Below are 26,880 nucleotides of genomic sequence, written 5' to 3' on the forward strand. Positions count from 1 at the left end.
GCGGGTCTGCCATTCGCACCGGCGGGACGAGGTGCGATTATACGACCACGACGGCATCGGATTCCGGGGAGATCGACCATGCCGCCGCGAGTGTGGATAAGTCGCACTGGGGAGAAAGCGTTGCGCCGACAAACCGCCGTCAATTGACTCCGGGTGCCGGGTGCCGGGTGCCGGGGGCCGGGGATTGGGGATCGAGGACTGGGCACCGGCCTTCTCGTACGGTGCCCTGGCCGTCCTGGCCGTCCTGGCCGTCCTGGCCGTCCTGGCCGTCCTGGCCGTCCCGGGCGTCCTGGCCGTCCCGCCACTCCGGCGTCCTGACCGTCGGGCCCGACTCAATCCTTCTCGCAGAGCGCCTTCAGAGTGGCGAGGTCCTCTGCGACGGCGGCCGCGTCCGCTGCGAACTCCTCCTCGGACATCGATCCGCGGCGCAGGGTGAACACCACCTCGCAGCGCTGCTCGTCCAGCGGCAGCACCCGCAGCGGGTTCAGCACCGACTCGCCGGTGTCGAGCGTGACAGTGTGATCCATGACGCCGTAGGGGTTCTCCGGCACGAAGCTGACCAGCACCCGTCCCATCGGAGAGTTCATCGACCACTGAGTGACCTCGCGCTGCACCTCGCTGCCGGCGAGTCCCGCCGCCCAGTCCGGGAGGTGGCGCGGATCGCTCGCGTACTCGTAGACCGTGCGCCAGGGGCGCTCGATGACGACGTCGAGATGGCGGGAGACGGACGCGGGGTGCTCTGCAGAGTCGCTCATGACCGCGACGCTAGCAAAGACACGCACGGCGCCCTCCGCATGGTCCCTATTCGGGCCCCGAGCATGGCCCTCCCTCGCACCGCGCCGGGCGGCCCCGGCACGTCAGCGACGCAACTCGTCCCGCTGCAGCGCGGCCAGCGCGGCACGGACCACCGAGCCGAGCGACGTCGGCTCTCGCAATCGGGCTCCGTCGGTCGTCGGGAAGACGACCACCCAGCGGGCCGCACCGCGGCGCCGCATCCGCCCGATCTCGATGCTGCGCCCCGTCGGCAGCGGGATCAGCAGGGCACCGCTGGGGCCGTCATGCAACCGCTGTCTCAGGTCCGGCCGCCGCTCCAGCAGGAGGGCGCGGATCTGCGCACGCTCGGCCGCAGCGGTGCTCACCTCGATGCGATCTGCGGCGCTCGGCTCCATGGCTCGACCGTAGGCGGTGGGTGCGACGGACGAGGAGGGGCGCGCCGGACCGGTCGTGCCGTCGCGGAGGGGCGCGGAGGAGGTTCAGGCGGTGCCGGTGAGCGCCTGGGTCCAGACGGCCTGGTGGCGGGCGACGTAGTCGGCCACGGCTTGCCAGTGCGCCCCGTGTCCGCTGAGGTACATCGATCCCCACGGCTCGCGGCCGTTCTCGTGCGACGTGCGCAGCAGGCCGAGCATCGCCTCGGCCCTTTCCGCCATCGTCCGCGGGAGCTGCGCCCTCAGCGCGTCGTCGGCCCCGTACCCGTCGAGGAACGCGACGAGGAGCTCGGCCGCCGCCTCGGGAGCGACGTCCGGGTCGTTGAGGGTGAAGGACTGCGCGGCGTATGCGAGGTCCCACAGCCGTGTGCTGGGACCGGCGCCGTCCCAGTCGATGAAGACCCAGCGCTCGCCGATGACCAGGTTCCAGGGCGCCAGGTCGCCGTGGCACAGGAGCTCCGCCGACGCCCCCGGGGCCGGGATCAGCGGGTCCCAGGCGGGCGGCGTCGACGGCGAGAAGCCGACGCTCGCCTCATGGATCGACCGCACCAGGGCGCCGACCCGGACCAGATCGGCCGGCGCGAGGGGCGGGGAGTGCAGTGCGAGGACCCCCGGCACGTACTCGAGGATCTGCCGGCCCCGACCGTCGCGACCCAGCGGCTCGGGGACGTCGACCCCGGCTGCGGCCATGGCACGCAGGAAGTCGTGCACCGCCGGCGTCGTCGGACCCCATGGCTTGCGCACCGTGTCGCCGAGGCGCACCACGTCGTCGGTGGCGTTGCCGCCGGCGAGAGGCTGCTTCGCGTCATGCATCATCCCGTCACGGTACCGGTGCGCAGAGAGCGCTCCAGCGCTTCGGCCAGCTCCCGCGGATGGCTCAGCATCGCGCAGTGGCAGCCCGGCATCTCGCCGGCGGTGATGCCCAGCCGCTCGCGGGCGACGCGCCGCAGGAAGTCGGCGGGGAAGAAGCGGTCGTCCCGGCACAGCAGGAACCGGGTCGGCAGTGACGGCTGCGCGGGCAGGGACCAGACATCATCCATGAACCGTGAGGACTGGCCGCGGGAGCGGGCGATCGCCTCCTCGGCGAGGCCCCGCGGCACGCCGTTGTAGAAGCTCACGTACGGGTCCTCGTGGCCGGTGAGCCCACCGTCCCGGGCGGCCTGCGCCGCGACCGCCGCCGCGTAGCCGGTGTTCTCCCACCACTGCGTCGCCCGCTCGCCGGGCGCCGGGACCATCGCCGCCAGGTACACCAGGGCCAGGGCCGGCAGCCGATCCGCGACCAGCGGCGCGGTGAAGCCGCCCAGCGAATGGCCGACCACCACCAGGTTCTCCCGACCGCCGATGGCCTCGACGACGGCATCGGCGGTCTCGGCCAGGCCGGCGTCCTCGTCCTCGCACGGCAGGTCCGGGGCGACCACGTCGTGGCCGCGGGCCCGCAGCCGCTCCTCGACCAGGCACCACGACCGCCCCACGTCCCCCGCTCCGTGGATCAGGACGAAGGTCGCCACGACGGCTCCTCAGTCGCCGAGGATCGCGCCCGTGGACGCGGACCCCACGAGCTTCACGTACTTGCCCAGCACGCCCTTGGTGAACTTTGGCGGCAGCGGCTCCCAGCCCTCGCGGCGCGAGACGAGCTCCGCCTCGTCCACCAGCAGGTCCAGCGTGCCGGTGCCGACGTCCAGGCGGATGCGATCCCCGTCGCGCACGAAGGCGATCGGTCCGCCGTCGACCGCCTCGGGGGCGATGTGGCCGACGCACAGTCCGGTGGTGCCGCCGGAGAAGCGCCCGTCGGTCATCAGCAGCACGTCCTTGCCGAGACCCGCGCCCTTGATCGCGCCGGTGATCGCCAGCATCTCGCGCATCCCGGGGCCGCCCTTGGGACCCTCGTAGCGGATCACCACCACGTCGCCATGGGTGATGGTGCCGTCGCCCAGCGCATCGAGGGCGTGCTGCTCGCGCTCGAAGACGCGCGCGGTCCCTTCGAAGACGTCGGCCTCGAAGCCCGCCGACTTCACGACCGCCCCGTCGGGGGCGAGCGAGCCGTGCAGGATGGTGATCCCACCGGTGGGGGCGATCGGCGCGGACGCCGGACGCAGCACGGTGCCGTCGGCCGGTCGCGGGGCGAGCACCTCGAGGTTCTCGGCGATGGTGCGGCCCGTGACCGTGAGGCAGTCGCCGTCCAGCAGTCCCTCGTCGAGCAGGGTCTTCATGACCACCTGGATGCCGCCGACATGGTCGACGTCGCTCATGACGTAGCGGCCGTACGGCTTGAGGTCCGCGAGATGGGGGACCTTCGCGCCGATGCGGGCGAAGTCCTCGAGCGAGAGGTCGACGTCGGCCTCATGGGCGATGGCCAGCAGGTGCAGCACCGCGTTGGTGGAGCCGCCGAAGGCCTGGACCACGGCGATCGCGTTCTCGAAGGCGGCCTTGGTCATGATGTCGCGGGAGGTGATCCCCTGGCGCAGCATGCCCACCACCGCCTCGCCGGCACGGCGGGCGTCGGCGTCGCGGCGGCGGTCGGCCGACGGGGGTGTGGCGGACCCGGGGATCGACATCCCGATGGCCTCGGCGACGGTCGACATGGTGTTGGCGGTGTAGTAGCCGCCGCAGGCGCCCTCGCCCGGACAGATGGCGCGTTCGACGCGGCCGACGTCCTCCCGGCTCATGAGGCCGCGGGCGCAGGCGCCGACCGCCTCGAAGCCGTCGATGATGGTGACGTCCTTCTGCTCCCCGCTCTCGAAGGTGACGCGGCCCGGCATGATCGTCCCGGCGTAGACGAAGACGCTGGCCAGGTCCAGGCGGGCGGCGGCCATGAGCATCCCCGGCAGCGACTTGTCGCAGCCGGCCAGCAGCACGGAGCCGTCCAGCCGCTCGGCCATCATCACGGTCTCCACGGAGTCGGCGATCAGGTCGCGCGAGACCAGCGAGTAGTGCATCCCGTCGTGGCCCATCGAGATGCCGTCGGAGACGGAGATGGTGCCGAACTGCAGCGGGTAGCCGCCGCCCGAGTGCACGCCCTCCTTGGCGGCTTGGGCCAGCCGGTTCAGCGAGAGGTTGCAGGGGGTGATCTCGTTCCAGGAGCTCGCGATGCCGATCTGCGGCTTGTCCCAGTCCTCGTCCCCCATGCCGACCGCGCGGAGCATCCCGCGGGAGACGGTCGCGCTGAGGCCGTCGGTGACCTGTCGGCTGCGGGGCTTGATGTCCGGGGCGGTGGCGTGATCGGGGCTCATGCTGGCGACCCTATGACTCAGGGCACGGCTTGTATATGGTCGCTCAGCGTCGACGGCGAGCGCGGTGCGCCGGCGGCGGTGCGCTCAGATCGTGCGGTGGCGCGCGTCGGGGTTCGGGGGGCCCTCGGTCTCGGGGGTGCGTTCGGGGATCCAGGGGTCCGCGTCCTCGTCGACGGGCACGTCGGGGTTCACGAGGCGGGATTCGAGGGACTTGGAGTAGAGGGGGACCGGATCGGAGGTGACCTCGATCGTGCCGTCGATGTCCTGCCAGGGGCCGCCGGCGACGGAGAACTGTCCGGTGAAGGTGGTGGTGAGGGTGACGTTGTACCAGCCCTCCTGGGCGTAGGTCGCCGACACGGCCTCGGAGGGGTAGGGCTCGCCGGGGTTCGTGGTGTCGATGGTGTTCCCGTCGCCGAGATCCCAGTGGTACGAGACCGGGGTGGCGCGAACGGCGACCGGGGTGCCGAGCAGTTCGGTGCTGAGCTCCTGGACCTCGGGGTTCGTGTGCAGGACGTTGGTCATGTTGACGGGGAGCCAGCCGTCCGCCGGCCCGGCGTGGGCCTGGAGGGGGACGACGGGCATCCGGGCGAAATCGCTGAGCGTCATGGTGATGACGACGGGCGCCGATTCGGCGAACTGCGTCGTTCCCGGAAGCGCACAGCGGATGCCGAGGTCGCTGCGCTCGCCGGTCTGGTTGTCGACGCGGATTCCCCGCTGGGTGACGCCTTCGACGGCCTGGGCGTCGACGGTGCCGGAACCGACGTAGATGGAGTCGCCCGTACCTCTGAGCGGGGTGGCGGAGCCGGCTTCGCAGGAATCCGCTGTGGGAGCGCACGACCACGAGGCGCCCATGGTCATCTCGCAGCCGGAATAGCCGGAGGTTGGGATCCAGAGGTAGCTGTAGGGCGCCCGTCCCGCTACCGCCGATGAACCGCCATTGTTGCCGTGCCGAGGTGAGGACTTGGAATGCGCATCTTCCAGCCGTATTCCTATGCTGCTGTCATCGGCACTGCCGCCAGCGGACTGCTCGGCACTTACTAACGGTGGACCGATAAACACAAGAACTATCGCTAGTAGGATGAGCTTCGGCAGGTTGAAGGTACCTAGTCTGGACGCTCTAGTCGTGGACATCTGGTCCCCATTCAGCCTTCAATCCACCTACTCGCCACCCGTCAGCGGACCAGCTCATTCCGCCGATCGCAGTATATTCGACGCGGCCTTGTTGAATCTGTTCGCCCGTGGATGCATTCGGCCGCGTGTGCTCAGGGACAGTGAACGAGTAGCCGATCTCGTAATCGTAGTTCTCGGATTCATGGGGGTTACCTGAACGTCTATTACCTCGAATTCGCCCCAATACTTTCCCTGCTTTTTCAATGCCGGTATCTCAGCGTTGAAGTCGGAGCACCCTTCGCACGTCTCGGTCTGGAGGCTAGCTAATTGCGAATCTTCGCCCGTCTGGTGTGCCCACATCGCTGTGGCAACGTAGTGCCGGAATGCTTGAACTGCTCCAGTTTCTGATTTCTCGTCCATCCCCGCATAATCGGCCGGGTCGGGCGGCGGGATGTGCGGAGCCGCGGCAGTGGGGTCGTCGGTCCCGGTCCCGCCCCCATCGCTCGGGGCTGGCTCCCCGCCCCCATCGCTCGGTGCGCTGACGCTGACGCTGGGCGGCGCTGTCGTGACGGCACCCTCCTCGCCGTCGTCGCACGCTGCGAGACCGAGCAGGAGCGCGCCGGCGGCGGCAGCGGCGAGGAGGCGTCGAGGCATGGGCAGTGCCTTCCCGGAGTGGGGCAGATCACGGTCACGGTATCCAAGGCGAGCACGACACGCCATGGCTCCGGCCGAATGTGGATGGCCGCGCCGCATCCGTCCCGCCCGGCATGGGCGAGGCGCTCGCGCACCTCACCGGCGGCCCGCCGGCGGTGCTGCGATCACCGACCCTCGAATGCCTCGACCGTCTCGGTGGGATCGAGCACCGCCGCCGGGTGAGGACCCGCCTGCAGCCACGCCGCTCGCCACGACGCCACCTCCGGCGAGGACAGCGCCCCGCCCACCAGCAGCACCATGTTCCCGTCGGCCGGGGTGGTCAGCAGCGAGGCGTGCGTCAGGGTCCAGACGCCGGAGAGACCGGCCTCGGCCGCGGCGTCCTCGAGCTCCCGCACCTGAGCGGCCAGGAACCGCTGGCCGGCGTCGTCGCCGACGTTGACCAGCAGCATCCCGTCCGCCTCGAGATGCGTGAGCGCCTCGGTGTAGAAGTCCTTCGTGGCCAGGTGCGCTGGGGAGGCCTCGCCCGAGAAGACGTCGAGCACGATCGCGTCGAACCGTCGGCCCTCCATCGCGGCGAGCTCCTCGCGCGCATCGCCGATGACGACCTCGAGCTGCGTGCCCTCCGGCAGCGGCAGCGCGGTGGTGACGAGCGTCGGCAGCTCGCGCTCGATCTCGATCACCACCTGCTGCGATCCGGGCCGGGTGGCCTGCACGTACCGCACCAGCGTGAGGGCCCCCGCCCCGAGGTGGGCGATCCGCAGCGGCTTCCGCCGCGGCCACGCCTCGTCGAGGACGTTGGCCATCCGCCGCAGGTACTCGTGGACGATGTGCGTCGGGTCCTCGAGATCGACGTGGGACTGCTCGACGCCTCCGATCTGCAGGGCCCAGCCACCGCTGATTTCGTCCTTGAGGATCCATGCCGACTGGTCGGAGTAGCTCAGCTGGGCACTGCGCTGAGCGCCCGGCAGGAAGTCAGGAGAGGCCATGGGGACATTGTGCGCGATGCCCCCGGCGGGCCCGACCGGAGCCGGGCGACAATGGGCGCATGTCCACCCTCGACGTCGCCGGCCGACGCTTCTCCCTCTCCCGGGCCGTCGCCGCGGACCTGCCGGAGCTCGTCGCGCTCCTCGCCGACGACGTGCTCGGGCGGGAGCGGGAGACCACGGCGTCGGAGCCCTACCGGCGCGCCTTCGCGCGGATCGACGCCGACGAGGACCAGCTGCTGCTCGCGGTGCGGGACGAGCACGCCCGGCTGGTCGCGACGATGCAGCTCATGCTGCTCACCTCCCTGTCGCGCGCCGGTGCGACCCGGCTCCAGATCGAGGCGGTCCGCGTCGCGGCGTCCGTGCGCGGCGCTGGGCTCGGCTCCGCCCTGTTCGTCTGGGCCCATGACTGGGGGCGCGACCGCGGAGCGACGCTCGCCCAGCTGACCACGGACTCCTCGCGCGCGCAGGCGCAGCGCTTCTATGAGCGGCTCGGCTACCGGGCGAGCCATGTGGGGTTCAAGCTCCTGCTGTGATCGCGAGGCCGCTGCCGTCTCAGCGCCGGCCGCCGGCGTGGACGTGCAGGTGCAGATGCTTGGAGTCCTGGTAGGCGCCGAGGTTCGTGAGCACGGCGGCCGCGCCGTGCTGCTGCTCCACGCTGCGCGCGACCTGCTGGACGACCAGCAGCAGCGCTCGCAGGTCCGCCTCGTCCTCGCGGCTCGCCGTGGTCAGCGAGGCGATGTGGCGCGTCGGCACCACGACGATGTGCACGTTCCAGAACGGGCGCGTGTGATGGAAGGCCAGCACCCGCTCGTCGTGGTGGACGACCTCGAGAGCGGCCGGGTCCGGGATCGCGACGTCGCAGTAGAAGTCGGTGCCCGTGTACGGGGGCGTCGATGGGGCGTTCATGCGCTCCGAGTATGCCGTTCTCGCGCCTCCCCGGGGCAGGGGACCGCGGAAGCCGGGCCCCGCCCGGCGCCGCGGCGTACGGTGGTGACCATCGACGACCGCCGGGAGGCCACGATGACGCAGGGGACGACGGACCTCGCCGCGGAGCGCGACCGGGTGCTCGCGGAGCTGAAGGCGCTCGAGGACCCGCGGATCCGCGCGGTCAACCAGAAGCACGGCGACGACCATGCCGTGAACCTCACCGAGCTGCGCGCGATCGCGAAGCGGCTGAAGGCCCGCCCCGACCTCGCCCGCGAGCTCTGGGCGGAGGGCGGGACCGCCGCCCGACTGCTCGCGATCCTCCTGCTCCGTCCGTCGCACTGCGCGCTCGAGGAGCTCGACGCGATGCTGCGGCAGGCCGGCACCCCCAAGGTGCACGACTGGCTGGTGAACTACCTGGCCCTGAAGGGTCCGCACCGCGAGCAGCTGCGTGAGCGCTGGTTCGCCGACCCCGATCCGGTGATCGCGAGCGCCGGCTGGGCGCTGACCAGCGATCGCGTCGTCAAGTCGCCGGAGGGCATCGATCAGTCCGCCCTGCTGGACCGGATCGAGGCCGAGATGACGGACGCGCCCGAGCGGCTGCAGTGGGCGATGAACACGTGTCTCGCCCAGATCGGCATCACGAATCCTGCGCTGCGGGCGCGGGCGCGGGACATCGGCGAGCGGCTCGGGGTGCTGCGGGACTACCCGACGCCTCCGAACTGCACCTCACCCTTCGCGCCGATCTGGATCGACGAGATGGTCCGCCGCGCCGGGACCCGCTGAGAAGTCGCGGCGCCATCCGCCCTGCTCGGGCACCGTCGTGCCGCGCGCCCGACCCCCGTCCGCGGGCTCGTGGTCCCCGAATTCCTCGTCCCCGAACTCCTCGTCCCCGAATTCCTCGTCCAGCGGCTCCTCGCGCACCCGGACCTCGCGGGTGCCCGCGTCGTCGGCGGCGCGGTACAGCTGGGCGGCGAGAAGGGCGTTGCGACGCTCCCAGACCTTCACCCGCGATGTGACGAGCACCAGCACGACCACGACGGGCACGGCGTAGGCGAGGACGACCCGGGCCGCACTCGGGGCCGCCGAATCCCGACCGTCCCACCAGGCGAGGACGGCGAGGGCGAAGAATCCGTAGAGCGCGTACTCGAGGCACTTGGCCAGCAGCCCCCAGCTCGACCAGATGCCGTGGAACGGGGAGCGCAGGGGCAGGCCCCGGCTGCGCGCCGCGTCGTCCCGCAGCGCCACCCGCAGCATTCCCCGCCCGTGGGTCCGGGCCCTCCAATGCACCGAGGCGTGGAAGACGAGATACAGCGGCACCAGGGCCGTGGGCGCGAGCAGCACGATCTCCAGCGCGGGGATCATCCCGAACCGCTCCGGGGCGAGCAGCGGACGGTCGGGCAGGGCCAGGGCGCCCCAGGCGGTGATCAGCGCGGCGAGCACGCCGGCGGCGACGGCCAGGAACAGCACGACGCACAGCAGCAGGGAGGCGGCGGAGCCCGGGGCCGGCTGCTCCTTCTCGCCCGTCCGGTAGGCGTTTGCGCGGGCCTTGTGGGCCGTCGGGTCGTGGTCCCCGAGGGGCGGGATGCGCAGCTCCAGCAGCGCCGCGGCGGCGGCCTCGTCGGACTCCGCCTGCAGCAGCTCCCGCACCTCGGGCCGATAGCTGCGCGCGAAGCGCAGGGCGTCGGCGGCGGCGGTCGGGGCATCGGCCGGAGGCGCCGGGGCCGCGGGCGCCCGGCGCCGGCGCCGCTCGTGGCGGGGAGCCGCCTCCTGGGCGCCCTCGCCGACGTCGGAGGAGGGGAGCGGGGAGAACTCGGGGAAGGCCATCGGGCGATCCTAGGACGGGGGGCGGAGAGCGCGATGCGCCCCGGGAGGCGCCCGGCGCGCCGCCGACGGGACGCGTGCGCCCGCCCGTCCCCGGAAGTGAAGCGGGTCACGCTGCTCGGATCCCGGAATACCTGACCCCCGCCCAGGGTTGAGCCTGATGTACTCAAGATTGGTGCCCGCCGAGTTGACAACGATCCGGCCGGGTCCTCTACTTGAGTCCGTACACCTCAAGTCTTGCCGCCGGCCCGGCGGCCGGCGGAGTCGCACGACGACGGATCGGGAGACCGGACCGCGCCGGCGGCATCGACCGAACACTGTGCGGCGCGTGCGCCGCAGAAAGGCAGGCACCTATGTCCCGTGTCGTCGGAATCGACCTCGGAACCACCAACTCCGCCGTCGCCGTCCTGGAGGGCGGTCAGCCCACCATCATCGCGAACGCCGAGGGCTCCCGCACCACCCCGTCGGTCGTCGCCTTCTCCAAGCAGGGCGACGTGCTCGTCGGCGAGGTCGCCAAGCGCCAGGCCGTCACCAACGTCGACCGCACCATCGCCTCCGTCAAGCGCCACATGGGCACCGACTGGAGCACGGCGATCGACGACAAGAAGTACACCCCGCAGGAGATCTCGGCCCGCATCCTCGGCAAGCTGAAGAAGGACGCCGAGTCCTACCTCGGCGAGCCCGTCACCGACGCGGTCATCACCGTCCCGGCGTACTTCAGCGACTCCGAGCGCCAGGCCACCAAGGACGCCGGCACCATCGCCGGCCTCAACGTGCTGCGCATCATCAACGAGCCCACCGCCGCGGCGCTCGCCTACGGTCTCGAGAAGGGCAAGGACGACGAGCAGATCCTGGTCTTCGACCTCGGCGGCGGCACCTTCGACGTCTCCCTGCTCGAGGTGAGCAAGGACGAGGACGGCTCGACCATCCAGGTCCAGGCCACCGCCGGTGACAACCGCCTCGGCGGCGACGACTGGGACCAGAAGATCGTCGACTGGCTGATCTCCCAGGTCAAGAACAAGGAGGGCGTGGACCTCGGGAAGGACCGCATCGCCCTGCAGCGCCTCAAGGAGGCCGCCGAGCAGGCGAAGAAGGAGCTCAGCTCCTCGACGTCGGCCAGCATCTCCCTGCAGTACCTCTCGATGTCTGAGAACGGCCCGCTGCACCTCGACGAGCGCCTCACCCGCGCGCAGTTCGAGGACATGACCTCGGACCTGCTCGAGCGCACCAAGGCGCCCTTCCATCAGGTGATCAAGGACGCGGGGGTGTCGATCTCCGACATCGACCACGTGGTCCTGGTCGGTGGCTCCACCCGCATGCCGGCCGTCACCGAGGTCGTGAAGGCCCTGACCGGTGGCAAGGAGCCCAACAAGAGCGTCAACCCCGATGAGGTCGTCGCCGTCGGCGCCGCGCTGCAGGCCGCCGTCATCAAGGGCGAGCGCAAGGACGTCCTGCTGATGGACGTCACGCCGCTCTCCCTGGGCATCGAGACCAAGGGCGGGGTGATGACCAAGCTCATCGAGCGCAACGCCGCCATCCCCACCAAGACCTCCGAGGTCTTCTCCACCGCCGAGGACAACCAGCCCTCGGTCGCGATCCAGGTGTTCCAGGGCGAGCGCCAGTTCACCCGGGACAACAAGCTCCTCGGCACCTTCGAGCTGACCGGCATCGCGCCGGCCCCGCGCGGCATGCCCCAGATCGAGGTCACCTTCGACATCGACTCCAACGGCATCGTGCACGTGACCGCCAAGGACCGCGGCACCGGCAACGAGCAGTCCATCCAGATCACCGGCGGCTCGGCCCTGTCCGACGAGGACATCGACCGCATGGTGAAGGACGCCGAGCTCCACGCCGCCGAGGACGACGAGCGGCGCAAGAACGCCGACGCCCGCAACACCCTCGAGCAGCTCGTCTACCAGGGCGAGAAGCTGCTCAAGGACAACGCGGACAAGATCTCCGACGGCGACCGCACCAAGGCCGAGGACGCCATCAAGGAGGCGAAGGACGAGCTGGCCAAGGAGGACGCCGAGACCGGCGCTCTCGAGACCCGGCGCGATGCGCTGAACGAGGCCCTGCAGGCCGTCGGCACCGCCATCTACTCCCAGGCCCAGCAGGACGGGGCCGAGGGCGCCGAGGGCACCGAGGGCCAGGCCGGCTCCGCGTCGGCCGCCGACGATGACGTGGTCGACGCCGAGATCGTGGACGAGGACGAAGGGAGCAAGTGATGACCGAGGACCAGAGCACCCCCGACGACGCGCAGCGCCCCGAGGGCGAGCCGAGGTTCTCCTTCACCGACAAGCGCAAGGTGAACCCGGAGGACGGCAGCGTCCGTCGCCCCGAGCCCACCCCGGCTCCCGACGCGGAGGACGTCGACCCGATCGACGCGGAGGCCGCGAAGCTCTTCGAGCAGGCCGCCCAGGGCGGGGCCGAGGCCCCGACCCCGGCGGACTCCGCGCGGGTCGCCGAGCTCGAGGGCCGGGTCACCGAGCTCAGCGAGCAGCTCAAGCGCGAGCAGGCGGAGTACGTCAACTCCCGTCGGCGGATCGAGGCCGCGGCCGAGGTGAGCAAGGAGGCGGCCGTGGGCCGCGTCCTGTCCTCCCTCATCGGCGTGCTCGACGACGTGGAGCTGGGACGCCAGCACGGCGACATCGCCGAGGGCACCCCGTTCCACTCGATCGCGCTCAAGCTCGAGGAGACCCTCGCCGCGCACGGCCTCAAGCGCTTCGGCGTCATCGGGGAGGCGTTCGATCCGAACCTCCACGAGGCGCTGATGCACGAGGACGCCGACGACGTCGAGACGGCCACCATCTCGCTGGTCATCCAGCCCGGCTACGCGATGCACGACCGGGTGCTGCGCCCGGCCCGGGTCGGCACCCGCGGCCCGGCCTGACCGGCAGCACATCGCAGACGGCGGGGCCTGCCGGTCGAGCATCGGCCGGCAGGCCCCGTCACCTCACCCCCCCCATCACGGACCACGAAGCCCTGAGACTCCCGGAAGGAGACGCACATGTCCGGACAGGACTGGCTCGACAAGGACTTCTACGCGGTCCTCGGCGTCTCCAAGGACGCGAGCGCGCAGGAGATCAAGAAGGCCTACCGCACCCAGGCCAAGAAGTACCACCCCGACCGCCACCCCGATGATCCGCGGGCGGAGGAGAAGTTCAAGGAGATCGGCGAGGCCTACTCCGTCCTCAACGACGAGGAGCAGCGTCGGCAGTACGACGCCATCCGCGCCATGGGCTCCGGCGGCGCCCGCTTCTCCGCGGGCCAGGGCGGTCCCGGCGGCGCCGGTTTCGAGGACATCTTCTCCTCGATGTTCGGCGGCGCCCCGACCGGCGGCGGGCGCACCGGCTACTCCGGCGCGGGCGCCGGGAGCCCCGACCTCGACGACCTGCTGAAGATGTTCGGCGGCCAGGGCGGCGGCTTCGGCGGCGGCTCACCCGCCGGCTTCCAGCCCGGCCCCCCGAGCAAGGGCGCCGACCTCTCGGCCCGCACCCGGATCAGCTTCCGGGACGCGGCGCTGGGCGCCGAGATCCGGCTCACCGTCGACGGCCGTCCGCTCACCACCCGGGTGCCCGCCGGGGTGCACGACGGGCAGAAGATCCGCCTGCGCGGCAAGGGCCGTCCGGGCCCGGGCGGCGCCCCCGCTGGCGACCTGCTGCTGACGCTCGAGGTCGAGGAGCATCCGGTATGGAGCGCCGACGGCGCCGACCTGCGCCTGACCGTGCCGATCTCCTTCGACGAGGCGGTGCTCGGCACCACGCTCGCGGTCCCGCTGCTCGAGGGCGGGTCGGTCTCGGTGAAGGTCCCGCCGGGCACCCCGTCCGGACGGACGCTGCGGGTGCGTGGCAAGGGACTGGCCACCCGCAGGGCGACCGGCGACCTGCTGGTCACCGTGAACGTCGCCGTGCCCACCCATGTCGAGGGCCGGGCCAGGAAGGCGGTCGAGGAGCTGCGCGAGGCGCTCGCGGGCGAGGACCCGCGCGCCGGGCTCGCCGAGGCCGCCGCCCGCTGACCCGCGTCGCGGTCCGCCCGCCCGTCCACCGCCCGCCGACCCGGAAGGAGCTCCGATGCCGCATCCGCCCCGACTCGACGACCGCGCGCCGGTCTTCGTCATCTCCGTGGCCGCCGAGCTGTCCGGCATGCATCCGCAGACCCTGCGCCAGTACGACCGGTTGGGCCTGGTCACGCCCCAGCGCACCCGCGGCCGCGGCCGCCGCTACAGCGCCCTGGACATCGCCCGGCTCCGCGAGATCCAGCGCCTCTCCCAGGAGGAGGGGATCAACCTCGCCGGCATCAAGCGGATCCTCGCGCTGGAGGACCGGGTGCGGGCCCTGGAGGGGCAGCTCGACCGGGTCCGCGAGACCCTGGAGTCCCTGAGCCCGGCCCAGCGGCGCGTCTTCTCCGCCGACCGCGACGGCGAGATCAGCGCCCTGCGGCGCGGGGAGCGCCCGCAGCGGCGCAGCAGCGGGGCGCTGGTGCTGTGGCGGCCTACGCACCGCCGGTGAGGTGCGAGGAGGCCCGCCCCGCCGCGGAGCGCGGACGCACCCCCGTGGTCCCGTAGATCTCCTGCAGCCGCTGCGCGATCCGCGGCAGGGCGACGCCCTCGGCGGCCCGCCGCCCGGCCGCGGTGAGATCCGCCAGTTCGCCCGCGAGCAGCGCGCCGAGGATCTGCGCGACCCGTCCGGGGAACTCGGGCCCGTCCCCGGCGACCTGATGGGTCAGCACCCCGGCGGGCATCTCCTCGCGGTAGATCGGGATCCCGCGCACCAGCGCCGGGACCTCGCAGGCCAGCGCCTCCCACAGCACGATCCCCTCGGTCTCCTCCTTGGTGAGGAAGCAGAAGGCGTCGGCGCCGCAGTACGCCTCGCGCAGCGCCTCCGGCCGGACGAAGCCCGGGAACAGCGCGTTCGCGGGGGCGGTGCGCAGCGCCCGCTGCACATCGGCGGTCAGCAGACGCTCATCGGTGCGGCCGTACCAGACGAAGGTGACCTCCGGCAGCTGCCGGGCGACCTCCACCCAGTCCAGGATGCCCTTGCGCACCAGCTGCATGCCCACGCTGACGACGACCCGCGCCCCCGGCGCGAGCCCCAGGGACTGTCGCAGGCGCTCCCGGGCCGTCGGATCGGGGCGGAAGAACGCCGTGTCCACCCCGTTGGAGAGGACATGGATCGGGGCCGAGATCCCGTACTCCGGGGCCGAGATGAGGCGCTTCGAGTAGGCGCTCGGGGTGAGCACCGCATCGCCCCGCCGGTACAGGAGCGCGATCCAGCGCCGGAACAGCGGTGCCAGGGCGTTGGAGCCGGGGAAGGAGTCGCGGAAGTCGTCCTCGGTCGAATGCGCCCACACCAGCACCGGCCGGCGCCGCAGCCGCGCCCAGAGCGCGAGCAGGAGGGTGTCCGGGAACGGCGTGTTCAGGTGCACCACGTCGAAGGGCTGCCAGGGACCGGTGACCACCTGGTGCCCCAGGGAGCGCACCGCCGCCTCCTGGTGGCGGATGGCGGCGCCGATGCCCGACTCGCGGGCGAGGCCCGCCAGGCCGCGGGGCATCAGCACCCGCAGCGGCTCGCGGCCGGAGCTCTCGCGGCCGGGGCTCTCGGGGCCGCGGTCCGCGCGGGCTCGAGCGCGGGCTCGGGTGGCGCGGAGGGCCCGGTGCACGGCGTGGATCGCGTTCACCAGGGCAGGACGCCCAGCAGGAGCGCGCTGACGCCGAGCCCGTAGGCGATCAGGGCCCACGGCTTGCCCAGCAGGATGATCGCCACATAGGTTCGCCAGCGCATTCGGGTGGTGCCGGCGATGTAGCACAGCAGGTCGTCCGGGGCCACCGGCAGGGTGATCGCCAGGGCGAAGGCCCGCGTGAAGTGCGCACTGCGGGTCCAGCCCAGGAACTTCTCCACCGCCCTGGCCGGGAACAGCCGCTCGACCACGGCCATGCCCACGTGCCGCGCGATGAGGAAGTTCAGCAGCGAGCCGGCGCAGACGGCGAGGTAGTTGAAGACGGTGCCCTCGACCGCCCCGAACAGCACCGGGCCGGCGATCACCAGCAGCCCTCCGGGGATGATCGGGAACACCACGGAGGCCGCGGAGACGATCATGAAGACGATCGGTCCCCAGGCCCCCAGGGAGTCGATGAAGGCCTGCAGGTTCGCCAGGGACCCCAGCACCCCGGTCTGCAGGCCCCACCACACCAGGGCGATGCTGGCACCCAGCCCCAGCAGCGGGGAGAGCCGGGCGGCCAGGCGCAGCGGGTCCCGACGGGCGCGGGCCGGTGCCGGGGCGGTCGGCGCCTCCGTCGCCGCGGGCGGCGGGATCTGCGCGGGGCGCGGGACCTGCGCGGGGCGCGGGACGGTGGCGACCGCGGCGGCCGACGAGGCCCGCCATGCCGCTGCGCGCACGGGAGGGGCGGACAGGGCCGGCACGACGGGGAGCTGGGCGGTGGGGGTGCTCATGCGGCCACCGCCTGGCGTCCGGCCAGGCGCGGCGAGCGGCGCAGGCTCACCTGCCGGTAGACCTCGAGCACCCCGCGCCCGAAGTCCCCGGCGCCGCAGGTGGCCTGCGCATGCTCGAGCGCGGCGGCGGACATCTCCGCCCGGCGCTGCGGATCGTCCAGCAGGGCGCCCAGCTGGGCGGTGAACTGCGCGGCGTCCTCGAACTGCCAGCCGGTGCGGCCCTCGAGGACCACGCTCGCGAGCGAGGGATCGCGGTGGCACAGCAGCGGCAGGCCGCAGGCCAGGGCCTCGATGAAGGTCAGTCCCTGGGTCTCGCTGAGGGAGGCGCTGACGAACACGTCGCCCATCCGGTACCAGCGCTGCACCTCAGCGGGCTCGACCACCCCGGCGAAGCGGACGCGGCGCGCGATGCCGAGGTCCTTCGCCCGCGCCTCGAGCTCGGCGCGGTAGGGGCCGTCGCCCACCAGCACCAGCACCACGTCCTCGCGGTCCGCGGCGGCCACCATGTCGAGGACCTCGTCGAGGTTCTTCTCCTTGGCGAGCCGGCACACCGAGACCAGCACCTGCTGCTGGGGCGTGATGCCGAGGCCCGCGCGCAGGGCGGCGGCGTCGGCCCGCTCCTGCTCGCTGCGGGCGGGCCGGAAGCGCTGCAGGTCGAGGCCGGTGGGGATGACGTGCACGGGTCGGTGCACCCCGTACCCGCGCAGCAGCGCGGCCACCTTCGCGGTGGGCACGATCACCGCGTCGGTCCCCGCCAGCACCCGCCGGGAGAACGACTCGACGACCTTGCGGCCCACGGTGCGACTGGGGGAGTAGTAGTGCGTGTAGTCCTCGTAGATGGTGTGGTACGTGTGCACCAGCGGCACCCCCAGGGTGCGGGCGATGCGGCGGGCCCACACGTGGGTGGAGAACTCGCAGTGGGAGTGGATGACGTCGGGCCGCCAGCGCAGGATCTCGCGCAGCACCCGGCGGCTGGCCGGCATGCCGATGCGGGCGCGGTCGTAGACCATCGCCGCCGAGACCGAGCCGATGCGGTAGACGTCCGGCTCACGCCGGGTGCGGATGCCCTGGGAGAGGGTGAGCACCCGGACCTCGCAGCCCAGGGCGATCAGCTCGCGGCGCAGGGTCTGCACCGAGGCCACCACGCCGTTGACGACGGGCTCCCACCAGTCGGTGGTCAGCAGCACCCGCAGGGGGCGCTGCGGGGCGGGGGCCGGCCGCAGGGGCGAGGGCGTTCTGATCGGCGTCACGTCCTGAGCCTCGCACCGCGCCGGGCCACCGGCATCCGCCGAGCGGAGGACGGGGATCAGACCCTGGTCTGATCCTGGTGCTGACCGCGGGGAGCGGGGCGTCGTGGTGGCCATGTCTCGAGCCTACGACCGCCCCTGGACGACCACGAGCGGGCACGCCCGAGGCGTCGCGGAGAGTTTCCCCCTGGTCCTTCAGCCCGTCACCTGGTAACGGGTGGTGAAGGAGGCGGAGGAGAGCTGCTGGGAGAAGATCGCGAAGCGGGTGCCCACGTGCGGATCAGCAGGATCGGCCCCCAGGGACTCCACTGGCAGCGCATGCACGGTGAAGACGTAGCGGTGCGCGGGGCCCGCCGGGGGGTTGGGGCCGTCGTACCCCGCGCGGCCGAAGTCATTGGTGGCCTGCGTGAGGGAGTCGTCCTGGCGCCCCACCCCGGCGGGAAGGGACGTGGTGGTGGCGGGGATGTCCCAGGCCACCCAGTGCCAGAAGCCGGAACCGGTGGGAGCGTCCGGGTCGTAGCAGGTCACCGCGAAGCTCTTCGTGCCCTCCGGGGCACCGGACCAGGAGAGATCCGGGGAGACGGAGGAGCCGTCCTGCTCGGGAGCGAGGTGCTCACCGGAGACGACGGAGCCGTCGGGAAGGGCGGAGGAGGTCAAGGTGAACGTGTTCTCGGTCATACCCCCAGCGTAGGCAGGACTGCCGGGGGTGTCGAGACACATCAACGCGGCCCCCGGGGCGCCGCAGCGGGCAGTGGTTGCCTCTATACACTGACGCTCATGTCTGCCCCGCACCCCCAGGACTCCCTGCCCGCGTTCATCCCCGTCGTGGTGGGCGGCGACATCGGCGCCTACTCCCTGGCGCGCGCCTTCCACGAGGCCTACGGCATCCGCTCAGTGGTGATCTCCCGACTGCAGGGCTGGCACATCTCGCGCTCGGCGATCATCGAGAACGTGCGCTGCGCGGACCCGTTCGACGCCGCCCAGCTCGCCCCCGTGCTGCAGGACGTCGCCGCCGCGCACCCCGAGGGACGACTGCTGCTGCTGGGATCGGCCGACGCCACGGTCAAGGCCATCATCCGGGTGCGCGACGAGACGGACGCCCTGGACGAGCGCTGGGTGGCCCCGTACGTGGACTTGGAGACCTTCCGGGCGGGGACCGAGAAGCAGAACTTCACCGAGCTGTGCGAGCGCCTCGGCGTGGACCACCCCAGCACCCGGATCGTGGACCTCGCGCAGGAGGTCGCCGACGATCTCGAGGTGCCCTTCACCTACCCGGTGATCGCCAAGCCCGCCGAGGTCTCGGAGTGGAAGCGGGCAGATTTCCCGGGCAAGCAGAAGGTCCACACCGTGGGCAGCCACGAGGAGCTGCTCGACCTCCTGCGCACCATCCGCGCGGCCGGCTACCGCGAGAGCATCATCGTCCAGGACCGCATCCCGGGTGACGACCAGAACATGCGGATCCTCACCTGCTACTGCGATGCGCAGTCCCGGGTGCGGTTCGCCTCCTGGGGCCGCACCCTGCTGGAGGAGCACACCCCGGGCGCGATCGGGAACCCGGCGGCGATCATCACCGGTGTGGACGAGGAGATGGTGGCCCAGGCCCAGCAGCTGTGCGCCGCACTGGGATGGGTGGGCTACGCCAACTTCGACCTCAAGCACGATCCGCGCGACGGCCGCACGAAGTTCTTCGAGCTGAACCCGCGCCTGGGCCGCTCCAACTACTACGTCACCGCCGGGGGGCACAACCCCGTGCGGTGGTACGTGGACGAGCATCTCGGGACGGGCCTGCCCGAGGTCGCGGAGGGCGAGGATCCGCAGATCGTCCAGCACCAGGAGGAGACCCTCTACACCGTGGTGCCGGTGGCGCTGGTCAAGAAGTACACCACCCTGCCGGAGGCCAGGGCACAGCTGCGCCGGGTGCTGAAGTCCCGCCGGGTCCGCAACCCGCTGCTGTACCGGGGCGTGGAGAAGGACCCGGTGCGCCTGTGGTACACCGTCGCCGCCATGGCGAACTATGTGCGGAAGTTCCGCAGGTACTACCGTCCGGAGACGGCGTCGTGACCGATGCGGGGAGGCCCGCCACGGGGCGCCTCGAGGAGACCGGCGGCCGGCTGGACGCCGGCAGCTGGTCGCAGCCGGTGGTGGGGGTGCTCGGCGGGCTTGGCCCCGCCGCGACCGCTGTGTTCCTGGACCTGCTGGTGCGCGCCACCGACGCCCGCACCGACCAGGACCACCTGGACCTGGTGGTCTCCCAGCACTCCAGCACCCCGGACCGCACCGCCCGGATCCTCGATGACGAGGCGGCCGATCCCGGTCCCGTCCTCGCGCGCGATGCTGCGATGCTCGAGCGGATCGGCGCCCAGCTGCTGGTGCTGCCGTGCAACACCGCCCACCACTTCGTGCAGGGAGTGCGCGAGGCGACCGCCATCCCCTTCGTGAGCATCGTCGAGGCCACCGCCAGGGCGGCCGCGCAGCGGGTCGCCCACAGCGGCAGGCCGGTCGCGGTGTTCGCCACCGAGGGCAATGTGCGCGCCGAGGTGTTCGAGCATGCGCTCGCGGCGGAGGGGGCTCGGCCGCTGATCCCGGAGCGTTCCCTGCAGGACCGCATCAACACGCTCATCTACGACCAGGTCAAGGCCAACCGCCCGGTGGACACCACGCTCTTCGAGGAGTGCGTGGACACGGCCCTGGAGGCCGGTGCCGGCACGGTGGTGCTGGGCTGCACGGAGCTGTCAGTGATCTACGACCAGCACGGGTACCGGGGCGATGAGCGCCTGGTGGACTCCCTCACGGTCCTGGCCGAGCAGACCATCCTGGCCTCGGGCAAGCGTCTCTCGCCCGGCTTCGGTTGACCTGGGCCCCGCTGACACCCCGCTCCGGCTGGACACCGGTCCGGCCGCGCCGCAGGAAGTCAGCGCGCAACACGGGGCAGCGGGCCTCAGAACCCGGTGGCGGAGGGCCTGGGGTAGTACCGACGGAACTTGCGCACGTGGTTCAGCCGCACCGCCTGCGCGTAGGCACGCATCCACGGCCTCTCGGCAGGATAGTCCCACGGGTTCACGGTGCGCCTGCGGGCCACCTCGTGCAGGCGCCGTCGCTGGATCGGGTCCAGCACGTAGCGGCGCAGCAGCCGCAGCGGCACGATCGAGTACAGCACCTCCGGGAGCCCGACCACGGGCTCAGGCGTGCGGCCATGGACGGCGTCCTCGACCATGAACCGTGCCACGTTCGCCCCCGCCCCCGTGACGTAGTAGCTGTTGCGGCCGATGCGCGGATTGATCTCCAGGAATCGCTGGGAGCCGTCCCGCGGATCCTCCTTGATGTCCACATTGGCGAAGCCGACATAGCCGGTGGCATCGAGCAGCAGCCGGGCCTGCTCCAGCTGCTGCGGGAAGTCCGTGGTGATCATGGCGGCCGGACGCCCCAGCGCCTCCGGGGTGTGCTCCTCGAGCAGCACCGCTGCGCTGGCCAGAAGGGTCACCGTGCCGCGGGCGTCCCGGTAGGCGGTGATGGAGCGCATCGCGGTGTCGTCCCCGGGGATCAGCTCCTGGAGCACGAAGCGGTCGCGGAAGCCCGCCGCGTGGAGACGGTCGCGGAGGTCCTCCAGCTCGCGAAGGTCCTCCAGGAAGTACACCTTCTTCTTGCCCGCCATGCGCAGCTCGGCGTGGGGGCCGCCCACGGCCGGCTTCGCCACGATCGGGAAGTCGAAGGGCAGTTCGCCGATCTCGGGTGCACCGCCACTGCGGAAGTCCAGCACCCGCGTGGACGGGACCGTGATGTCGTGCTGCTCGCACAGTTCGGCGAAGCTGGCCTTGTCCGCGAGCTGGTTCACCGTCTCCAGGCTGGGCACCCGCAGCAGGTAGTGCTGCTCGAGCAGCTCGGCATGGCGGGCCAGGAATTCCACGTGGCTGTCGTTGTTGCACAGCAGGAGCGCGGGGCGTCCCTGCGGTCGTCCGGCCGCGAGGTCCAGCAGGGCCTGCAGGCGCTCCTGCTCGCCGCTGCCCGCCGGTTCGTGGACACGGCAGGTGACCGAGCGGTGCATCGGGGCCGGAGCGTTGGCCGCCACGACGGTGGAGACCACCCCGTACTCCTCGTGGAAGGCCCGGGTCAGTGCGTAGATGCCCAGACCGGACCCGATCATCACCACGTCGAAGCCGGGATCGGCCTTCGTGCGGGCCGCGGCGCGGGAGGAACGGGGACGGATCATGAGGAGCTCCTCGGCACGCCACGCGGCGCGCTGACGACGACAGGAATAGGGGGCAGCGGAGCGCCGCTGCAGGTGGCCAACGGCCGGTGCGGCGGCTGGCCGGGCCGTCTCCGCACCTCCGACAGACTACCGGAGGGGGCCTGCTCGGGCGGTGCACCGGTCCGTGCCCGGGCGTGCGGCATCGGTGCGCCTACTCGCGCCCGGCCCTGCCGTGTCCGGTCCTGTCGCGTCATGCCCGGTGCAGCCACACCGCGCTGTCCGCCACGATCGCTCCACCCTCCAGCGGTGCCGAGCCGAGCAGCACCTCGGCGTCGGCTCCCCGGGGCAGGGCTTGCAGCTCGACCGGGTCGTCGGTGGTGTTGACCACGACCAGCACCGGCCCGTGCTCCACCATCAGCACGCCCTGGGGGGCGCCCTCGACGAAGGCCACCCGATCGCCGACACCGTGCGCACCCAGGTGCAGCTCGCGGCGCAGGCGCAGCGCCTCGCGGTACAGCTCCAGCGTCGATCCCTCAACGCCGCGCTGACGGTCCGCGGCGAGCACCCCGAACACCTCGGGCTGGGGCAGCCAGCTTTCGCCACTGGGGGAGAAGCCGAAGGCGGGGGCATCGGCCTCCCAGGGCAGCGGCACCCGGCAGCCGTCGCGTCCGGGCACGCCCGCACGCTTGTGGGCGGGGTCCTCACGCAGCTCGTCAGGGATGTCGGCCACCTCCGGCAGCCCCAGCTCCTCGCCCTGGTACAGGTAGGCCGAGCCCGGAAGGGCCAGCATCAGCAGGGTGGCGGCGCGGGCTCGCGCCAGGCCCAGCCGCGCGTCGGGGTGCTCCTGGCGGGACAGGCCCTCGCCGAAGCGGTGCTCCGGAGGGAAGCCGTAGCGGGTGGCGTGGCGGATCACGTCATGGTTGGAGAGCACCCAGGTGGTGGGGGCGCCCACCGCGTCAGCCAGCCGCAGCGGCTCGGAGATGGCGTGCTGGAGGGCCTCCACGTCCCAGCGGGACTGCAGGAAGCCGAAGTTGAACACCTGGTGCATCTCGTCGGGGCGCACGTACTTGGGCATCGAGGCCTCGGGGATCCAGGCCTCGCCCACCATCATCCGCTCGCCGGGGTACTCGTCCAGGATCGCGCGCCACTCGCGGTAGATCGCGTGCACGCCGTCGTTGTCGAAGTAGACGGGCACCTCGCCCTCGGGCACCACGGCCATCCCCTCGGAGTCGACGGGGGAGTCGGGCAGGCCCTCGGGCTTGACCATGCCGTGAGCGACGTCCACCCGGAAGCCGTCCACCCCGCGGTCCAGCCAGAAGCGCAGCACGTCCGCGAACAGCTCGTGCACGGCGGGGTTCTCCCAGTTGAAGTCCGGCTGGGTGGTGTCGAACAGGTGCAGGTACCACTGCCCGGGGGTGCCGTCGGCCTCGGTGACGCGGGTCCAGGCGTCCCCGTGGAAGATGGACTGCCAGTTGTTGGGCGGCAGCTCGCCGTGCTCCCCGCGCCCCTCGCGGAACATGTACATCTCGCGCTCGGGGGAGCCGGGGGCGGCCGCCAGGGCCTGCTGGAACAGCACGTGCTCGCTCGAGGAGTGGTTGGGGACGATGTCCACGACCACCTTGAGGCCCAGCTCGTGGGCACGGGCGATCAGCTCGTCGGCGTCGGCGAGGGTGCCGAAGCGGGGGTCGACGTCCCGGTAGTCCGCGACGTCGTAGCCGCCGTCGTTCTGCGGGGAGGTGTAGAAGGGGGAGAGCCACACGGCGTCGGCCCCCAGCTCGGCGATATGGGGCAGGCGGGCGGTGATGCCGGGCAGGTCGCCCATGCCGTCGCCGTCGCTGTCGGCGAAGGATCGCGGGTACACCTGGTACACCACGGCGTCGCGCCACCACTGGCGGTGGGCCTGCTCGGTGGCGCGGTGGTCGGCGGTGACGGGGGCGTTCTGGGTCACGGGGTGTCCTCCTGGACGGGTGCGGTCGGGGCCGGGCCATCCGGCCCGGGGGTCATGGCAGCGCTGCGGGACAGCAGCGTGATGGTGGCGCCGGGGCTCTCGGCCTCCAGGGCCAGGACCTGGCCCGTGGCCGATGCGCGTGCACCGCCGATCGCGGCGAGGGCCTCGGGCGCCTCGGTGGGCGGGAGATGGGCCAGGTCGATCTCCACCCTGCCATGGGCGGCGCGGGCGAGGTGCACCAGGATGTCCCCGGCAGGGTGCGTGCGCAGCAGGACGAGGGAATCCTCACCCATGTGCAGCCACTGGATGCCGCCCCGGCGCAGTGCCGGGTGCCGCCTGCGCAGAGCGAGCAGTTCGCGCAGCACCGGCCAGATCCCGGGATCGATCTGCTCCTCCACCACGGTGGACGGCTGCACCGGCTCGCCCCGTCGCACGCGGTCGATGGCCTCCCAGGGCATCGCGGTGCGGGAGTGCTCCCCGGTCAGGCCCTGCAGCCCCAGCTCGTCGCCGGCGAACACCGTGGGCACGCCGGGCAGGGTGGCCAGGGCGGTGATCGCCACCAGGTGCGCCTGGTGGTCGCCCACCACGGTGCGGGTGCGCGGTGTGTCGTGACTGGACAGCTGGTTCTGGGAGTGCAGGCGGGAGGGCCAGGGCAGGTGCGCGTTGTAGTCGCGAAGGGTGCGGGCCGCAGCCCAGCCGGGGACGCGCGGTGCGGTCATCGGCAGGCCCAGCCAGTTCAGCGGGGAGCCCTCGGGGGAGAGCCACGCCCACAGGGGACGGGTGAAGCCGGTGTAGTTCATGGTGCCGTGCCAGCCGTCGCCGGCCAGGTCACCGCTGGCGTCATGACCGTGCTCCGCCAGCAGCCAGGTGTCCCGCCCGGTGTGCTCGCGCACCTCGCGCATGGTGGCGCGGATGGTGCGGGCCACCTCGTGGGTGAGGTCCTCCGCACCGTTGCGGCCGGTCATGTTCGCCACGTCGATGCGCCACCCGTCCGCGAGGAAGGGCGCGCGGAGGTAGCGGCCCACGACGCTGTCCGGCCCGGACAGCAGGCGCTCGCGCAGCTCCGAGGAGGAGTGCTCGAGCGAGGGCAGGGTTGGCACCCCGATCCAGCAGCGGTAGTCGGCGGGGTGCTCGTGGAAGCGGTAGAAGCCGGCCTCGGTGCTGCCGGCATCTGCCTGGGCGGTGCGGAACCACTCATGGGTGTCCCCGGTGTGGTTGGTGGTCAGGTCCACCATCAGCCGCATGCCCCGCTCGTGCAGCGCCCGGGAGAGCCGCACCAGGGCCTCGTCCCCGCCCAGCAGGGGGTCCACACGGTCGAAGGTGCTGGCGTCGTAGCGGTGCGCGGAGCCGGCGGGGAACACCGGGGTCAGGTACACCACGTCGGCCCCCAGCTCCTGGATGTGGTCCAGGTGCTCGATCACCCCGTCCAGATCACCGCCGTACAGCTGCTGCCCGTTGACCATGCCGTCCAGTGAGGGCGGCTCGTCCCAGGCCATGGGGCGGGCCCAGTCCGGCAGCTGGTCCGGGGCGAAGCGGCCGTGCTCATCGGTGGGGGAGGCGGCGGAGCGCGCGAAGCGGTCCGGGAACACCTGGTACACCACCGCGTCGTCCACCCAGTCCGGTGCCGGCTCGTGCGCCACCAGGCGGAAGTCGGTCGCATCGGCGACGTCCCAGGGGACGATGCCGGCTGCGGTCAGCCACGCGTACCTCGGCACCTCTGCGTTCGCCTCCGGATCGCCCACCAGGCAGAAGCGGTAGGGCTGGACAGGGTTCACCACCGTCGTGGTCACCGCGAACCAGGTGCCGCCCGGCGGGGCGGTGTGGGGCTGCTCAGCTGCCAGCACCGCCGTGGAGATCTCCCCATCGACGATGGTGCGCAGCGCGACGGCGCTGACCGGCCAGCTGTGCGGCATCCACACCCGCAGCTCCACCTCCTCCCCGAGCGCCCGCGGCGGGCGTGGCACGAACAGCGGGCCGGAGTCGTGCATCGGCTGCTGCGGCAGGGGAACCGCGGTGGGATCGGCCGGGGCGGTGGGGGGAATGGTGCTCATGGGGGTCCTTCGGGTCGGACGGCGCAGGGCGGGCAAGGCGGGACGGGGCGCGGAACGAGGAGCCGGCGCGACGACGAACCGGCGGGCCGAGAGGTCTCGGCCCGCCGGCAGGAGGAAGTGCTCCTCGCAGTACGCCGATCAGCCCTTGACAGCGCCGGCCGTGGAGCCGCCGACGATGTAGCGCTGCAGGAACTGGTACAGGATGATCACCGGGACCATGATCATCACGGAGCCGGCCGCGAACACGCCCAGGTTGTTGGAGCGGTTCTCGGACAGCAGGCCGTACAGGCCCACCGCGAGGGTCTTGTTCTCGTCGCTGGTCAGGAAGATCGAGCCCAGCAGGAACTCCGACAGCACGCCCACCAGGGACAGCAGCAGGGTGGTGGCCAGGATCGGTACCAGTGCCGGCAGCAGGATCTTGGTGAACACCTGCCAGTGGTTGGCGCCGTCGATGATCGCGGCCTCGTCCAGCTCCTTCGGCACGGTGTCGAAGAAGCCCTTGATCAGCCACACCTGGCCCAGCGAGCCGCCCAGCAGGATGATCAGGTAGCCCGGCACCGAGTCCAGCCCCAGCAGCGGGATCACCTTGCCGAGGTCCGAGATCATCGAGTAGATCGCGATCATCGCCAGGATCGAGGGGAACATCATCACCAGCAGCAGCGACAGCAGGCCCAGGCGGCGGCCCTTGAAGCGGAAGCGGCTGAAGGCGTAGGCGGCCATCACCGAGAGGAACACCTGCACGAAGGCGACCGTGAAGCACACGATCATGGTGTTGAGGTACCAGCGCAGGATCGGCCCGCGCTCGCCGGTCAGCAGCGAGGTGTAGTGCCGCAGGCTGAACTCGGTGGGGATCAGGCTGGTGGCCGCCACCGTACCGGTGGGGTTCAGCGAGGCCGAGATGACGAACAGGATGGGGAACACCGCGAAGATCATGGCGGCGATGCCCACCAGGTGGCGCCACCCGATCTCGGCGAACCAGCGGCCGAAGCTCATCTTGTGCTTCGTGGCCTGCGGGGCAGGGGTGCTCGACGCGGTCGAGGCAGTGGGTGCAGACATGTGGTCCATC

General features: G+C 71.9%; 26 protein-coding genes. 8 read left to right on the forward strand and 18 right to left on the reverse strand.

What is annotated here, in order from left to right:
• Positions 1-332: 332 nt before the first annotated feature.
• The 8 genes from ACOJUI_RS06085 to ACOJUI_RS06120 all read right to left on the reverse strand — a co-directional run bounded on the left by ACOJUI_RS06085 (position 333) and on the right by ACOJUI_RS06120 (position 7,185).
• The gene (locus tag ACOJUI_RS06085; RefSeq protein WP_422117179.1) at positions 333-755 is read right to left on the reverse strand and encodes an SRPBCC family protein; all 423 of its coding nucleotides are present in this window, start codon (positions 753-755) and stop codon (positions 333-335) included.
• Positions 756-857: 102 nt separating this feature from the next.
• The gene (locus ACOJUI_RS06090; RefSeq protein WP_422117180.1) at positions 858-1,169 is read right to left on the reverse strand and encodes a hypothetical protein; all 312 of its coding nucleotides are present in this window, start codon (positions 1,167-1,169) and stop codon (positions 858-860) included.
• Between the two features lie 84 nt (positions 1,170-1,253).
• The gene (locus tag ACOJUI_RS06095; RefSeq protein WP_422117181.1) at positions 1,254-2,021 is read right to left on the reverse strand and encodes a phosphotransferase; all 768 of its coding nucleotides are present in this window, start codon (positions 2,019-2,021) and stop codon (positions 1,254-1,256) included.
• A complete protein-coding gene (locus tag ACOJUI_RS06100) occupies positions 2,018-2,713 on the reverse strand; it encodes an alpha/beta fold hydrolase (RefSeq protein WP_422117182.1) in 696 nt (231 codons plus the stop codon). Before ACOJUI_RS06100 ends, ACOJUI_RS06095 begins: the two co-directional genes overlap by 4 nt.
• Before the next feature lie 9 nt (positions 2,714-2,722).
• Positions 2,723-4,435, reverse strand: a complete 1,713-nt coding sequence (gene ilvD / locus ACOJUI_RS06105) for a dihydroxy-acid dehydratase (protein WP_422117183.1) — start codon at positions 4,433-4,435, stop codon at positions 2,723-2,725.
• Positions 4,436-4,519: 84 nt separating this feature from the next.
• A complete protein-coding gene (locus ACOJUI_RS06110; protein WP_422117184.1) occupies positions 4,520-5,293 on the reverse strand; it encodes a PKD domain-containing protein in 774 nt (257 codons plus the stop codon).
• A 327-nt stretch (positions 5,294-5,620) separates the two neighbouring features.
• Positions 5,621-6,298: a DUF6318 family protein gene (locus ACOJUI_RS06115; RefSeq protein ID WP_422117185.1), complete on the reverse strand. Its 678-nt coding sequence runs from the start codon at positions 6,296-6,298 to the stop codon at positions 5,621-5,623.
• 65 nt (positions 6,299-6,363) lie between these two features.
• Positions 6,364-7,185: a spermidine synthase gene (locus ACOJUI_RS06120; RefSeq protein WP_422117186.1), complete on the reverse strand. Its 822-nt coding sequence runs from the start codon at positions 7,183-7,185 to the stop codon at positions 6,364-6,366.
• Between the two features lie 59 nt (positions 7,186-7,244).
• Between ACOJUI_RS06120 and ACOJUI_RS06125 the strand changes: the two genes are divergently transcribed.
• Positions 7,245-7,718 (forward strand): GNAT family N-acetyltransferase, encoded by a 474-nt coding sequence (locus ACOJUI_RS06125; protein WP_422117187.1) that lies wholly within the window; start codon positions 7,245-7,247, stop codon positions 7,716-7,718.
• A 19-nt stretch (positions 7,719-7,737) separates the two neighbouring features.
• Here ACOJUI_RS06125 and ACOJUI_RS06130 read toward each other — a convergent pair whose 3' ends face one another.
• Complete coding sequence (locus ACOJUI_RS06130; RefSeq protein ID WP_422117188.1) at positions 7,738-8,091, reverse strand: HIT domain-containing protein; 354 nt, start codon at positions 8,089-8,091, stop codon at positions 7,738-7,740.
• Between the two features lie 114 nt (positions 8,092-8,205).
• Here ACOJUI_RS06130 and ACOJUI_RS06135 point away from each other — a divergent pair, with 114 nt between their 5' ends.
• Complete coding sequence (locus tag ACOJUI_RS06135; protein ID WP_422117629.1) at positions 8,206-8,895, forward strand: DNA alkylation repair protein; 690 nt, start codon at positions 8,206-8,208, stop codon at positions 8,893-8,895.
• Here ACOJUI_RS06135 and ACOJUI_RS06140 read toward each other — a convergent pair.
• Complete coding sequence (locus tag ACOJUI_RS06140; RefSeq protein WP_422117189.1) at positions 8,839-9,936, reverse strand: hypothetical protein; 1,098 nt, start codon at positions 9,934-9,936, stop codon at positions 8,839-8,841. The two genes, ACOJUI_RS06135 and ACOJUI_RS06140, sit on opposite strands and share 57 nt — an antisense overlap.
• Before the next feature lie 350 nt (positions 9,937-10,286).
• Between ACOJUI_RS06140 and dnaK the strand changes: the two genes are divergently transcribed.
• The 4 genes from dnaK (at position 10,287) to ACOJUI_RS06160 (ending at position 14,441) form a co-directional block, all read left to right on the forward strand.
• Positions 10,287-12,158 (forward strand): molecular chaperone DnaK, encoded by a 1,872-nt coding sequence (dnaK, locus tag ACOJUI_RS06145; protein WP_422117190.1) that lies wholly within the window; start codon positions 10,287-10,289, stop codon positions 12,156-12,158.
• Positions 12,158-12,823, forward strand: a complete 666-nt coding sequence (locus ACOJUI_RS06150) for a nucleotide exchange factor GrpE (RefSeq protein WP_422117191.1) — start codon at positions 12,158-12,160, stop codon at positions 12,821-12,823. The genes dnaK and ACOJUI_RS06150 overlap by 1 nt, the downstream gene beginning before the upstream one ends.
• A gap of 117 nt (positions 12,824-12,940) precedes the next feature.
• The gene (locus tag ACOJUI_RS06155; protein ID WP_422117192.1) at positions 12,941-13,948 is read left to right on the forward strand and encodes a DnaJ C-terminal domain-containing protein; all 1,008 of its coding nucleotides are present in this window, start codon (positions 12,941-12,943) and stop codon (positions 13,946-13,948) included.
• A gap of 55 nt (positions 13,949-14,003) precedes the next feature.
• The gene (locus ACOJUI_RS06160; RefSeq protein WP_422117193.1) at positions 14,004-14,441 is read left to right on the forward strand and encodes a heat shock protein transcriptional repressor HspR; all 438 of its coding nucleotides are present in this window, start codon (positions 14,004-14,006) and stop codon (positions 14,439-14,441) included.
• Here the strand turns inward: ACOJUI_RS06160 and ACOJUI_RS06165 are convergent.
• The 4 genes from ACOJUI_RS06165 to ACOJUI_RS06180 all read right to left on the reverse strand — a co-directional run bounded on the left by ACOJUI_RS06165 (position 14,425) and on the right by ACOJUI_RS06180 (position 18,307).
• Positions 14,425-15,609, reverse strand: a complete 1,185-nt coding sequence (locus ACOJUI_RS06165) for a glycosyltransferase (RefSeq protein ID WP_422117194.1) — start codon at positions 15,607-15,609, stop codon at positions 14,425-14,427. The two genes, ACOJUI_RS06160 and ACOJUI_RS06165, sit on opposite strands and share 17 nt — an antisense overlap.
• Positions 15,606-16,382 (reverse strand): TVP38/TMEM64 family protein, encoded by a 777-nt coding sequence (locus tag ACOJUI_RS06170; RefSeq protein ID WP_422117195.1) that lies wholly within the window; start codon positions 16,380-16,382, stop codon positions 15,606-15,608. The genes ACOJUI_RS06165 and ACOJUI_RS06170 overlap by 4 nt, the downstream gene beginning before the upstream one ends.
• A complete protein-coding gene (locus ACOJUI_RS06175; protein ID WP_422117196.1) occupies positions 16,379-17,632 on the reverse strand; it encodes a glycosyltransferase family 4 protein in 1,254 nt (417 codons plus the stop codon). Before ACOJUI_RS06175 ends, ACOJUI_RS06170 begins: the two co-directional genes overlap by 4 nt.
• Before the next feature lie 192 nt (positions 17,633-17,824).
• Entirely contained in the window at positions 17,825-18,307 is a 483-nt protein-coding gene (locus ACOJUI_RS06180; protein WP_422117197.1) for a YbhB/YbcL family Raf kinase inhibitor-like protein, read from the reverse strand.
• 99 nt (positions 18,308-18,406) lie between these two features.
• Here ACOJUI_RS06180 and ACOJUI_RS06185 point away from each other — a divergent pair, with 99 nt between their 5' ends.
• On the forward strand, positions 18,407-19,690 hold the full coding sequence (locus ACOJUI_RS06185) for a hypothetical protein (RefSeq protein ID WP_259891872.1): 1,284 nt from the start codon (positions 18,407-18,409) through the stop codon (positions 19,688-19,690).
• A complete protein-coding gene (locus tag ACOJUI_RS06190; protein ID WP_422117198.1) occupies positions 19,687-20,481 on the forward strand; it encodes an aspartate/glutamate racemase family protein in 795 nt (264 codons plus the stop codon). The genes ACOJUI_RS06185 and ACOJUI_RS06190 overlap by 4 nt, the downstream gene beginning before the upstream one ends.
• A gap of 86 nt (positions 20,482-20,567) precedes the next feature.
• Here ACOJUI_RS06190 and ACOJUI_RS06195 read toward each other — a convergent pair whose 3' ends face one another.
• The 4 genes from ACOJUI_RS06195 to ACOJUI_RS06210 form a co-directional block, all read right to left on the reverse strand.
• Complete coding sequence (locus ACOJUI_RS06195) at positions 20,568-21,836, reverse strand: carboxylate--amine ligase (protein ID WP_422117199.1); 1,269 nt, start codon at positions 21,834-21,836, stop codon at positions 20,568-20,570.
• A 229-nt stretch (positions 21,837-22,065) separates the two neighbouring features.
• A complete protein-coding gene (locus ACOJUI_RS06200; RefSeq protein WP_422117200.1) occupies positions 22,066-23,763 on the reverse strand; it encodes an alpha-amylase family glycosyl hydrolase in 1,698 nt (565 codons plus the stop codon).
• Positions 23,760-25,814 (reverse strand): glycoside hydrolase family 13 protein, encoded by a 2,055-nt coding sequence (locus tag ACOJUI_RS06205; protein WP_422117201.1) that lies wholly within the window; start codon positions 25,812-25,814, stop codon positions 23,760-23,762. Before ACOJUI_RS06205 ends, ACOJUI_RS06200 begins: the two co-directional genes overlap by 4 nt.
• A gap of 138 nt (positions 25,815-25,952) precedes the next feature.
• Positions 25,953-26,870 carry a sugar ABC transporter permease gene (locus ACOJUI_RS06210; protein ID WP_422117202.1) on the reverse strand — a complete coding sequence of 306 codons (918 nt, stop codon included), beginning with the start codon at positions 26,868-26,870 and terminating at the stop codon, positions 25,953-25,955.
• Between the last annotated feature and the right edge of the window lie 10 nt (positions 26,871-26,880).

Source organism: Brachybacterium sp. UNK5269, assembly GCF_049266655.1.
GTDB lineage: Bacteria > Actinomycetota > Actinomycetes > Actinomycetales > Dermabacteraceae > Brachybacterium.